Origin of the sequence: Mycobacterium yunnanensis (assembly GCF_025823185.1) — a bacterium.
GTDB classification, from domain to species: domain Bacteria; phylum Actinomycetota; class Actinomycetes; order Mycobacteriales; family Mycobacteriaceae; genus Mycobacterium; species Mycobacterium yunnanensis.
Genome location: NZ_JACKVK010000002.1, coordinates 128,827 through 139,428, shown reverse-complemented (window position 1 = coordinate 139,428; position 10,602 = coordinate 128,827). Strand labels below are relative to the sequence as shown.

Below are 10,602 nucleotides of genomic sequence, written 5' to 3'. Positions count from 1 at the left end.
CGTGTCGGGGGGTGGACGTATTCGGTGGCTCGGCTCAGGACCGCGACTCGGGCGCGGTCAGGCCGAGGATCTTGGTGGCGTCCAGCGAGTCGACGGTCTCGTCTGCCGCACTGAAGTCACCACCCGCGGTGTTCTCGTTCGGGAAGGCGATGGTGTTGATGCCCGCCGAGGTGGCCGCGTTGACCCCGCCGACGTTGTCCTCGATGGCGATGGCGTCGCCGGCGTCTGCACCGAGGGTCTTGAGGGCGTACTCGTAGACCTCGGCGTTCGGCTTCGGCTGTGAGACCGAGTCGCGGTTGACGATCAAGTCGAACATCTCCGCGCTGATGTGCGGCTTCAAGGCTGCCAGCAGCGCGTCGATGTTGCCCTGCGAAGTCGTGGTGACGAATCCGAGCCCGTGGCCGCCACGCTTGGCTTCCTCGACCACGTCGACCACACCGGGCCGGGGTGAGATGGACGACGAGGAGAGCAGCTCCTGGAAGATCTCCGACTTCTTGGCGTGCACGGCGTTGGCGTCGACGTCGTCGCCGCGAGAGGCCGCAAACTGCTCGATGCGGTCCGCGCCGCCGTTCGACCCGAGCATCGACCGGTAGTCCTCCCGCGACCACTCCCAGTCGAGGTTGAACGCCTCGAAGGCGTCGTTGAAGGCGCGACGCTGCAGTTCGGAGGTGTCGGCGAGGGTGCTGATGGAGCCAAAGAAGATCGTGGACACGAGGATTCCTTACCTGTCGAAGTAGGTCGACACGGTGCCGTCAGGTGGCTCCGGCCGTCGAGATGGCAAATTCCCAGTACACTAATGATCTAAACGTTCAATAGTGGAAGAGCGGACCAATACTGGATTAGGAGTGCATCAGTTAACTTCTTGTTCAGGTTCGTCAATTTTGGCGGCCAGAGAGACAAAGGAAGTGACGGACTCCGATGGCAACCGGCGACGGCAGCAGGCCAAGCGACACGGGTGAGGACGCCCGGGTGTCGCGCACGCGTGCCGACGTCGCGCGCGCCGCGCTCGAGGTACTCACCACCGAGGGGTCGGATGCGGTGACGCACGCCCGCGTGGCCGAGGTCGCCGGCTATTCGAAGACCACGCTCTACACCCATTGGCCCGCACGGGTCGACCTCATCGCCATGGCCATCGAGAGCATCGGGGAGATGCCGCACCACGATCGCACCGGTGTCCTCCGCGACGACCTGATCGCCGAGTTGCAGGTGTTCCGTGCCGGGATCGTGGAGATGCGACTGGACCGCGTGCTCTCGGCGATGGCGGAGTGGGCCTCCGAGGAGCAGATGGCTCGCATCCGGAATCGGGTCAACACCGACGGTCAGCGTCAGATGTACGAGATGCTCGGTGAGATCTTCGACGGCCCAGCGCTGGACGCCGCGGTCTCCATGCTCACCGGGGTCGTCGCGTGCCCGGCGATGATGTACGGAAACATGCCCGACGACGCCGTCATCGAGGCGGCAGTCGACGTCGTGCTGAACGGTCACGCGCACTCGAAGCGGTGACCGCTCTCGGCTACGGCGGCGGCTCGGGGGTGTCCGGATCGGGCGGCGGCGCCTTGCCGAGCCACTCCTTGAGGCGGACGAGCTGGCTCAGAATCAGACCCGCGCCCAGCAGCAGTGCGATGACGATGACGACGACGACGGTCAACGGGCCCTCCTAGACTTCGCCTCAGCGTAGGCACCCCGGGCCTCGCCGAGGTCGGAATCGACCCCGAACTAGAAACCGCGCAGGTCCTTGGTGACCCGCAGTGGCTCGGCGCCATGGATGGCTTCGCGAATGGAGCTCTCGATCGAACTGTCGGAGACGAAGAGCATCTCGTCGCCCGCCTCGAGCACCTCCTCGGGCGTCGGCACGATCACCGTTCCCGCGCGGACCAGGGTGACCATGGCGGTGTTCGTGGGCAGGTTCAGCTCCCCGACGCGCTGCCCGACGAGTGGATTGTCTTCGGGCAGAGTCAGTTTCGCCAGGTCGGCCTTGCCTTCGCGCAATCCCATCAGACGCACCAGGTGCCCGACGTCGATGGCGCCCTCCACGCCGGCCACCATCGCCCCCGGCGTCGAAACGGCCACGTCGATGCCCCAGGCTTGGGTGAACAGCCACTCGTTGCGGATCTCGTTGATGCGGGCGACGACGCGTGGCACCCCGAACTCGGACTTGGCCAACAACCCGACGACCAGGTTGGCCTTGTCGTCCCCGGTCGCCGCGATGAGGACGTCACACGTTTCGGCGCCGGCCTCCTCCAACGTCGTCACCTCGCAGGCGTCGGCGAAGAGCCAGTCGGCATCGGGCACGACGTGCGGCTCGAACTTGCGGCGTTCGCGTTCGATGAGGAGCACCTTGTGACCGTTGTCGAGGAGTTCCTGCGCGACCGAACGACCGACGTTGCCCGCGCCGGCGATGCCTATGCGTGTCTTTCGGTCCGCCACTCGTCCATCTTGGTCCATCGAGCGCCCCGGCGTCGTCGGCGCGCACGCCGACCGGCCGTCGTCCTGAAATACTGACCGTCCGCCCCGCATCCGAACGGAACGTCTTGAGCCTGCACGAGCTGTACCTGGCCTTGTTGATCGGAGGCTTCGTGCTGCTCGCCAGCATCGTCGGCACCCGAGTCGCCACCCGGGTCGGCTTCCCCAGCCTGCTGCTGTTCCTGTTGGTCGGCGTCGCGATCGGCGAGGACGGCTTCGGTGTGCAGTTCGACGACGTCGAGGTGGCCCGCAACGTCGGCACCGCCGCCCTGGCCGTCATCCTGGTCGAGGGCGGTCTGACGACGCGCTTCGCCGACATTCGCAAGGTCATCGCGCCCGCGGGTGCATTGGCCACCCTCGGCGTGGTGATCAGCATGGTGGTCACCGCGGCGGGAGCGCACCTCCTACTCGGGATCGACTGGCAGCTGTCGCTTCTGCTCGGCGCCATCGTGTCCTCGACCGACGCCGCGGCGGTGTTCTCGGTGCTGCGTGTACTTCCGCTGCCGCGCCGGGTGGCCGGTCTGCTGGAGGCCGAGTCCGGCTTCAACGACGCACCCGCGGTCATCTTCGTGTTGATGTTCAGCGCGGTGCCCTTCGTGTTCGAACCGGAGAGCGCCGTTGCCGATCTGGTCTACGAACTGCTGGCAGGCTCGGCGATCGGACTCGGCTTCGGCTTCCTCGGAGCGCTGGTGTTGCGGCGGGTCGCCCTGCCCGCATCCGGGCTGTATCCCATCGGCACGTTCGGGATCGGCATCGTGGCATTCGCCGCGGCGGGTGCGGTCCACGCGTCGGGCTTCATCGCCGCCTACCTCGCCGCGGTGGTGCTGGCGAATTCCGGGCTGCCGCACCGTTCGGCCACCCGGTCGTTCGCCGAGGGCCTCGGTTGGTTGGCGCAGATCGGCCTGTTCGTCCTCCTCGGCCTGCTGGTCGACCCCAGCGAGCTCGCCGCAGACGTCGTGCCGGCAATCGTCGTCGGCCTGGTGCTACTCCTGGTCGCGCGGCCACTGTCGGTGATTGGTTCGCTGGCGGGGTTCGACGTTCCGCTGCGCGAACAGCTCTTCCTGTCCTGGGCGGGGCTGCGCGGCGCGGTCCCGATCGTGCTGGCGACCTTTCCCATCGTGGCGGGCGTGCCCGACAGCGACCGGTTGCTCAACGTCGTGTTCGTCTTGGTCTTCATCTTCACCCTGGTGCAGGGGCCGAGCCTGCGCCCGCTCGCCCACGCGCTTCGGCTGATCCCCCGCGACTCGCCGCGGGAGATCTACGTCGAATCCGCGCCGTTGGACGTGCTCGAGGCGGAGCTGCTGACGCTCACGGTCCGGCCCACCTCACGACTGCACGACGTCACCGTCCTCGAACTGCGGCTGCCCGACCCCAGCGTGATCACCCTCATCATCAGGGACGGCCACACCTTCGTTCCGCTGCCGGACACCCGCATCGAAGCCGGCGACGAACTGCTCATCGTCACCACCACGAAGACGCGAGCCGCGGCCGAGCGCAGGCTCCGTGCGGTCAGTCGGCGTGGCAAGCTCGCGTACTGGTTCGACGAGTACGGCGAGCCGGACTAGGGCCGACGGCGGGACGCGCCGGCTGCGGGTCCACCTCGGGACACAACGCCGCCTGCAGCCGACGACGCGCTCGGTGCAGCCGGGACATGACCGTGCCCAACGGGATTCGGTGCCGATCGGCGATATCCTGATAGGCGAGCTGGTACACGTAGGCGTCGACGACGACCGACTGCAGCGCCTCGGGCAGAGCCTGCAGAGCCGCCACCAGCTGTCCTTCTGGAATCGACTGCAGCGCATGGGTTTCGGCGGAGGCGACGCTGGGGTGACGCCGACTCTCCGACATGAGCTGCGCATCCGTGATCACGTCGGTCAGCGTCTCCGCGGGTCGCCGCTGAACGCGGCGGTGGCCGCTGATCCAACAGTTCACCATGATGCGAAACATCCAGGCTCGCAGATTGGTTCCGGGGGTGAAGGAGTCGAATCCCGCCCACGCCTTGGCGTAGGTCTCCTGCACCAGATCCTCCGCGTCGTGCGCGTTGGCGGTGTACCGGCGGGCGCCCCGGGTCAACTCCTCGCGCAGCGCCAGTGCGTCACGTTCGAAGCGGCGGGCCCGCGCGGAGTCGGATTCGGGGATGGTCGGCATGGCACCATCCGACCAAGACCGGTCCATCTAGTCCAACGATCATCTTCGATGACCGTCATCGCCGTCGGCGATGGGATGAATTCGGCAGCGCCGCCGTGCGTTGCACCCGACGAACCACGTGAAGGAGTCCGATGTCGATCTTGTCCCGCCGCCCGGTTGCCGACGTGCTGGCCCGCGCGTTCGCCGCCGGCGTCCGCCCCGCCCCGAGACCTGCGGTTCGCCTCCCCGACATTCCCGGGCGCACGGAGGTCGTCTCGGTCCCGACGCGGCACGGGGAGGTCGCCGCCACGGTCTACCGCCCGTCGCCGTCGCCGACGCCGCCCGCGGTGTACGTCAACGTGCACGGCGGTGGATTCGTCGTCGGACACCGAGAGCAGGACGACCCGTGGTGCCGCTATCTGGCCGCACACGCCGACGTGGTGGTCGTCAACACCGATTACGCGCTTGCGCCCACGCGGCGGTTCCCAACTCCGGTCGAACAGGTCTACGACGTCCTGCGGTGGGCGTCGGCCGGGGAACGGGACTGGGACGGAACGCGGTTGTGCGTCGGCGGTCAGAGCGCGGGCGGCAATCTCGCCGCGGCGGCATCACGGCTGGCACTGCGAGAGCGTGGACCCGACGTCGCGCTTCAGGTGCTGCACTACGCACCGCTGGACCTCGTCACCCCGGCCGGCGCCAAGCGCACCCCGATCGGCGCGCGAGCCGTGTTGCGGCCGTGGATGAGCGAGGTGTTCGACACCGCCTACGTGCCCGATGTCACCCGTCGGCGGGACCCCTTGGCCTCCCCTGCCTGGGGCACCAACGGCACGGGGCTCGCCGGCATCGCTCCTGCGCTGGTGATCACCGCCGAATACGATCGGCTCCGCGACGAGGGGGCTTCTTACGCAGCCGATCTCGACGCGGTCGGTGCGCTCGCGGAGTACCACGACGTGACGGGGGTGGATCACGGCTACAACATCATGAGTGACGCCGCCGACGTCACCGATCGGATGTACGCCCTCATCGCCGAGCACGTCCGGCGCCGCACGCAGATCGCCGAGTCCGACCGGGACGCGTGAGCAGCGGGCGAGAGCGCAGCGGCCCAGGTCCCGGCTACTCCGGTGATACCTTCGTCCGGATGGAATTGCGGCAGCTCGAGTACTTCGTCGCCGTGGCCGACGAGATGAGCTTCACCCGTGCCGCCGCCCGGGTGCACGTCGTCCAATCGGCATTGTCGACGTCGATCAAGAAACTCGAAGACGAGTTGTCGGTTCAGCTCTTCGACCGGTCACGCCAGCAGATCCGCCTCACCCCGGCCGGTGAGCGGCTTCGCGAGCACGCCCGCCACCTGATCCGTTCCGCGCGGCTGGCCAAGGACTCGCTGAGCGACCTTCGTGGGCAGCTGACCGGAACAGTGGACTTCGGCTCCCTGGTGACCTTCGGCAAGCTCGACGTCGCCCACGTACTTGGTCAATTCCACGCCGCTCACCCCTTCGTCCGAATTGCCTTGCGGCTGAGCCAATCCGGGTCGTCGGCGTATCTGTCCTCGATCGCCGACGGCACCCTCGATCTGGCGCTGGTGTCGGCCCCCGACCGGCGCCAGCCCGGGGTGGACATGCACGTCCTCGCCGATGAGCCGATGGTCTTCGTCTGCCGCGCCGACCACCGCCTCGCCGCGCAGAAGCGGGTCCCGATCGCCGATCTCGCCGGCGAGGACCTGGTCGGCTTTCCGGTGGGGTTCGGCATCCGTCGGATGATCGACCACGCGTTCTCCGCCGCGGGCGCCGTGGCGAGGACGCCGTACGAGGTGCCCGCCGACTTCACCGTTGCCGCCGCGCTCATCCGCAACGATCTGGGCACGGCATTCATGCCGGCCAGCGAGGCGGTGCGATTTCCCGACCTGACCGCCGTCGAACTGGCCGTGCCCGTCACCTGGCAGATCCACCTGGCCACCCCGCCCCAGCAGCTCACGAGCCCAGCGGCGGCGATGCTGGCCACCATGCTGCTCGACGCCGCCACACCGCCCGGATAGGACTCACTTGCCGGGCAGGCTCGCCGCCAACCGGGGACAGAAGTCGTGATCCTGCAACTCTTCTCCGGCTGCGACGTCACCGGTCGCCGGGTCGGCGCGATCGGTGAGGATGACGAATCCCGGCCGGCCGCCTGCGTCCACCGATCCGACGACCACCAGCGTGCGAGCTGCCATGTCCGCGCGCGCACCGGCCAGCCCGTCGGCCAGCGACCGGAACGGATTCGTCGACCCCAGCTCGGCGCCGGCGACCGACATGGCGTCGTACCGATGCCCCGCCAGCGCCACGGGGAACGGTGCCCATGCCGGGCCAACGGCGCCGCCGTATTCGGTCAGCGCGTCGTGCACCTCGGGGGCCACGCAGTCGACGTGTACGTGCAGCTGGTCCTGGGTGCGCCCGTAGGCGGAGTTGATCGCCAGACTCATCCATTGCCGCGGAATTTCGGCACCGGCACGCTCGTCGACGAAGGACCTGGCCTGCCATGCCGCCGCGAAGTAGTTCGGCGCGGTGGGGGCGAGGATCGCGGGATCGTCGATGCCCGAGGATCGTCGAGTCGGAATCAGCAGGAACTGCGTCGCGCCGACGAGATCCTTGAGCACCGCGGAACCCGCGTCGAGGTCGACCTGGGCACACGGCGAGGGATCGTCGTGCACGAGCTCATTCGGTACGCACTGGCCGTCCACGATGTTCCACAGCGCACTCGGGTCGCCCGCGGCGCGGGCGACCCCGGATGTCGCCAAGGCGACGACGAACGAGACCACCAAGACCGTTGCGGTTCGCACGGCAGCGATCCTGTCAGATGACCGCCGCGGGCTCGACGAGGTAGGGCCCGACGTTGCCCATGGCGCGCGCCACGTAGTCGTCCTTCTCCCCCACCGGCGCCACGTAGTGCAGTGCGCTGCGCGCCTCGTCGACGCCGACCAGGCGGGCGATGAGCCAGGCCGCGAGGTAGGGCGACGCGAGGCAGCCACCGGCGGTCGCGACGGCACCCCTGGCGTAGAAGGGCTGGTTCAGGACGTCGACGCCTGCTTCCCGCACCCAGGGCTTCGTCGTCAGATCCGTGCACGCGGGGATGCCGTCGAGCAGGCCGAGCTTGGCCAGTACCAGGGTTCCGGAACACTGACCGGCCAGCAGTTGGCGGGTGGGGTCCAGGTGCAACCGGGCCATCAGCGCGCGATCGGCCACGACCTCACGTGTCTTGACACCGCTGCCGACGACGACGGCGTCGGCGGTGTGCGCTTCCTCGAGTGTCGCCGTGGCGTCGACGGTGAGGCCGTTCATCGACCGGACCCGCGGGGTGGGGCTGGCGATCGACACGCGCCATCCGGCGGACGCCACGCGGTTGAGCACGCCGAAGGCGATGAGGGAGTCGAGTTCGTTGAACCCGTCGAAGGTCAGGATGGCGATGTGCATGGCCGCGATCGTAGGGTCGATGAATCATGACAATCAAAGAATTGTCCTGCGTACAATCCCGCCATGACGCCGTCCCGATATCGTGCCGTGGTCGAGACCATGGCGTCCGACATCCGTTCGGGACGGCTGCCCCCGGGTACGCGACTGCCGACGCATCGACGCCTCGCCGCCACCGAGGGACTCGCCGTGGTCACGGCGTCCCGGGTCTACGCCGAACTCGAGGCCATGGGCCTCGTCAACGGCGAGCGGGGCCGCGGCACCTACGTCCGCGACACCACCCTGTCCCCCGGCCACGGCGTCGAGCAAGGCGCCCTTGGCGCTGACGTGGCCGACCTCAACTTCAACTATCCGTCCGTGCCCGGCCAGGACGAACTGCTGCGCCGGGCGTTGCGCGACGTGGCCGCAGGCGGGGACCTTGGTGCCCTGCTGCGCTACCAGCCCCACGGCGGCCGACCACGTGAGAGGGATTCGGCGGCAACCCATCTCGGCCGCCACGGACTACGGGTCGGCGGCGACCGGGTGCTGCTGGTCAACGGGGCTCAGCACGGCCTCGCCGTCACCGCGATGGCACTCCTCCGACCCGGCGACGTCGTCGCGGTCGACGCCGTCACCTATCCGGGGTTCACGGTCCTCGCCGAGAGTCTGCGCGTGGAGTTGGCGCCGCTGCCGGTCGGCGCCGACGGCACCGACCTCGACGCCCTCGACCGTCTGTGCGCCACGCGGCGCATCCGCGCGGTGTACGCAATGCCCACCGTGCACAACCCGCTCGGCTGGGTGACGACGGACGCGCACCGCGACCGCCTCGTCGAGATCGCCCGCCGCCGCGGCCTGGTCATCGTGGAGGACGCCGCCTACGCCTATCTCGCCGACGGCGCACCGGCGCCGCTGGCGTCCCGCGCGCCCGAGCTCACCGTGCACCTTACGAGCCTCTCCAAGAGCGTCGCGACGGGTCTGCGCGTCGGCTTCGTCTCGGCGCCAAGGGAATTGGTGCCAGCGCTGGAACGAGCGATTCGCGTCACCACGTGGAACACCCCCGCCGTGATGACGGCGATCGCGTGTCGCTGGCTCGACGACGGCACCGTCGCCATGCTCGAGGAGGCCAAGCGCGCCGACGCCCTGGTTCGTCAGTCGCTCGCCAGGGACGCGCTCGCCGGTCTGCCGTTCGTCGGGCACCCGGGCTCGTACTTCCTGTGGCTGCCGCTGCCTGACGAGGTGCGCGCCGACCAGGTCGCCGGCGCGTTGGCCACCCGACGGGTGTCGGTGGCGACCGCCGAGCCCTTCGCCGTCGGCCACGTGCCTCAGGCGCTGCGATTGGCCCTGGGCTCCACCGATCTCGAGGTGCTGCGTTCGGCGTTGCACACCGTCCGGCGGGTCGTGGACGACCACACCGGTCTGTGAGCGAGACGGCGCCTACGCGAGCGCGTTTCGGCGCTCGAGGTTCTCCTTTACCTCCCGCTGCCACACGTCGTTGGCGTGCTCGGTGTCGACCTCGAGCTCGAAGCGCGCGACCATGTCCTCGGTGACGTCGGCGACGTCGACGTAGAACTGCTCATACCACCGCCGGTGCTGGTAGACCGCGCCGTCCTCCTCGGTCAGCAACGGATTGTCGATGCGGGTCTTGTGCTTCCACACCTCGACGTCGTCGAGGAATCCCTCACCGAAGTTCTTGCTCAAGGTGGCGGCGAGCCGGGCGGCCTTGTCCTCGGGCAGACCGTCGATCTTCTGCACCGCGACGCCGTACTGCAGGACGAACGAGTTCTGCGTGACCGGATAGTGGCAGTTGATCAGCGCCACCTCCAGGGTGAAGCCGGGGGCGACGTCGTTGTGCAACCAGTTGATCATGTAGGCGGGTCCGAAGTAGGTCGCCTCCGACCTCAGATTCGTGCCTTCCCAGAGTTTGTCGTAATTCTCGGTGGTGTCCGGACGCGCCTTGGACTCCATGAACTGGCTCGCGGTCTGCCCCTCGATCACGTTCTTGAAGTACGTCGGATACGCGCGGTGAATGTAGAAGAAGTGGGCCATGTCGACGTTGTTGTCGACGATTTCCCGACAGTGCGAGCCCTCGATGAAGATCGTGTTCCACGTCCACGGCGACCACGTGCCGTCGTCGTAGCCGTCGATGGTCGGCGGGGTCAGCTCGGCCGGCGGTGCGGAGCCCTCCGGGTCGTGCCACACCAGGAGCTGCCCGTTGACCTCCTGGCACGGCCACGTGCGCGTGCGCGCCAAGCGTGGGGTGCGGCGGGCGTAGGGCACTTCCACGCAGCGGCCGGTCGAGCCCTGCCAGCGCCAGTCGTGGAACGGGCACGCCACGGTGTCGCCCTTGACCGTGCCCGTCGACAGATCACCTCCCATGTGGCGGCAGTAGCCGTCCAGAACCCTGATCGCGCCGTCGGTGTCGGCGAAGAGCACCAGGCGCGTGCCGAAGGCGTCGACGCCGTGCGGCTTGCCGTCGCGAAACGTCTCGGCCAGGCCGAGGCAATGCCATCCCCTGGCGTACCGCGTCACCGGGGTGCCCGCGTCGATCTCGCGAATCCGTTCAGCTGCGGTCATGGTGCATCCCTCCGAGGAC

Annotated in this window: 12 protein-coding genes; 5 read left to right on the top strand and 7 right to left on the bottom strand. The window is 68.5% G+C overall.

Annotated features, from left to right (window positions below; translation table 11 throughout):
- Positions 1-34 precede the first annotated feature (34 nt).
- Positions 35-712: an HAD family hydrolase gene (locus H7K45_RS03485; RefSeq protein WP_263994377.1), complete on the bottom strand. Its 678-nt coding sequence runs from the start codon at positions 710-712 to the stop codon at positions 35-37.
- Between the two features lie 206 nt (positions 713-918).
- Between H7K45_RS03485 and H7K45_RS03480 the strand changes: the two genes are divergently transcribed.
- Positions 919-1,503 (top strand): TetR/AcrR family transcriptional regulator, encoded by a 585-nt coding sequence (locus tag H7K45_RS03480; protein WP_263994376.1) that lies wholly within the window; start codon positions 919-921, stop codon positions 1,501-1,503.
- 10 nt (positions 1,504-1,513) lie between these two features.
- Here the strand turns inward: H7K45_RS03480 and H7K45_RS03475 are convergent, their stop codons facing one another.
- Together H7K45_RS03475 and H7K45_RS03470 are read right to left on the bottom strand one after the other, a co-directional pair.
- Complete coding sequence (locus H7K45_RS03475) at positions 1,514-1,648, bottom strand: hypothetical protein (protein WP_263994375.1); 135 nt, start codon at positions 1,646-1,648, stop codon at positions 1,514-1,516.
- 68 nt (positions 1,649-1,716) lie between these two features.
- On the bottom strand, positions 1,717-2,427 hold the full coding sequence (locus H7K45_RS03470; protein ID WP_263994374.1) for a potassium channel family protein: 711 nt from the start codon (positions 2,425-2,427) through the stop codon (positions 1,717-1,719).
- 104 nt (positions 2,428-2,531) lie between these two features.
- On the opposite strand from H7K45_RS03470, the gene H7K45_RS03465 reads away from it, so the two are divergent.
- Positions 2,532-4,028, top strand: coding sequence for a potassium/proton antiporter (locus tag H7K45_RS03465; protein ID WP_263994373.1), 1,497 nt, complete (start codon positions 2,532-2,534; stop codon positions 4,026-4,028).
- Here H7K45_RS03465 and H7K45_RS03460 read toward each other — a convergent pair.
- Complete coding sequence (locus H7K45_RS03460; protein ID WP_263994372.1) at positions 3,973-4,611, bottom strand: sigma-70 family RNA polymerase sigma factor; 639 nt, start codon at positions 4,609-4,611, stop codon at positions 3,973-3,975. The genes H7K45_RS03465 and H7K45_RS03460 overlap by 56 nt on opposite strands.
- 131 nt (positions 4,612-4,742) lie before the next feature.
- Here H7K45_RS03460 and H7K45_RS03455 point away from each other — a divergent pair, with 131 nt between their 5' ends.
- Both H7K45_RS03455 and H7K45_RS03450 read left to right on the top strand, forming a co-directional pair.
- On the top strand, positions 4,743-5,669 hold the full coding sequence (locus H7K45_RS03455) for an alpha/beta hydrolase (protein WP_263994371.1): 927 nt from the start codon (positions 4,743-4,745) through the stop codon (positions 5,667-5,669).
- Positions 5,670-5,728: 59 nt separating this feature from the next.
- Positions 5,729-6,622 carry a LysR family transcriptional regulator gene (locus H7K45_RS03450; RefSeq protein WP_263994370.1) on the top strand — a complete coding sequence of 298 codons (894 nt, stop codon included), beginning with the start codon at positions 5,729-5,731 and terminating at the stop codon, positions 6,620-6,622.
- Between the two features lie 3 nt (positions 6,623-6,625).
- Here H7K45_RS03450 and H7K45_RS03445 read toward each other — a convergent pair whose 3' ends face one another.
- Together H7K45_RS03445 and H7K45_RS03440 are read right to left on the bottom strand one after the other, a co-directional pair.
- Positions 6,626-7,402 carry a CDP-diacylglycerol diphosphatase gene (locus tag H7K45_RS03445; protein WP_263994369.1) on the bottom strand — a complete coding sequence of 259 codons (777 nt, stop codon included), beginning with the start codon at positions 7,400-7,402 and terminating at the stop codon, positions 6,626-6,628.
- 13 nt (positions 7,403-7,415) lie between these two features.
- Positions 7,416-8,033, bottom strand: coding sequence for a DJ-1/PfpI family protein (locus H7K45_RS03440; protein ID WP_263994368.1), 618 nt, complete (start codon positions 8,031-8,033; stop codon positions 7,416-7,418).
- A gap of 63 nt (positions 8,034-8,096) precedes the next feature.
- Between H7K45_RS03440 and H7K45_RS03435 the strand changes: the two genes are divergently transcribed.
- Positions 8,097-9,431, top strand: coding sequence for an aminotransferase-like domain-containing protein (locus H7K45_RS03435; protein ID WP_263994367.1), 1,335 nt, complete (start codon positions 8,097-8,099; stop codon positions 9,429-9,431).
- 12 nt (positions 9,432-9,443) lie between these two features.
- Here H7K45_RS03435 and H7K45_RS03430 read toward each other — a convergent pair whose 3' ends face one another.
- A complete protein-coding gene (locus H7K45_RS03430; protein WP_263994366.1) occupies positions 9,444-10,583 on the bottom strand; it encodes a 3-ketosteroid-9-alpha-monooxygenase, oxygenase component in 1,140 nt (379 codons plus the stop codon).
- Positions 10,584-10,602: the final 19 nt, after the last annotated feature.

Coding starts and splice junctions, on each gene's coding strand:
- H7K45_RS03480 (WP_263994376.1), top strand. CDS start 919: ATGGCAACCGGCGACGGCAGCAGGCCAAGCGACACGGGTGAGGACGCC.
- H7K45_RS03460 (WP_263994372.1), bottom strand. CDS start 4,611: ATGCCGACCATCCCCGAATCCGACTCCGCGCGGGCCCGCCGCTTCGAA.
- H7K45_RS03455 (WP_263994371.1), top strand. CDS start 4,743: ATGTCGATCTTGTCCCGCCGCCCGGTTGCCGACGTGCTGGCCCGCGCG.
- H7K45_RS03450 (WP_263994370.1), top strand. CDS start 5,729: ATGGAATTGCGGCAGCTCGAGTACTTCGTCGCCGTGGCCGACGAGATG.
- H7K45_RS03440 (WP_263994368.1), bottom strand. CDS start 8,033: ATGCACATCGCCATCCTGACCTTCGACGGGTTCAACGAACTCGACTCC.
- H7K45_RS03435 (WP_263994367.1), top strand. CDS start 8,097: ATGACGCCGTCCCGATATCGTGCCGTGGTCGAGACCATGGCGTCCGAC.
- H7K45_RS03430 (WP_263994366.1), bottom strand. CDS start 10,583: ATGACCGCAGCTGAACGGATTCGCGAGATCGACGCGGGCACCCCGGTG.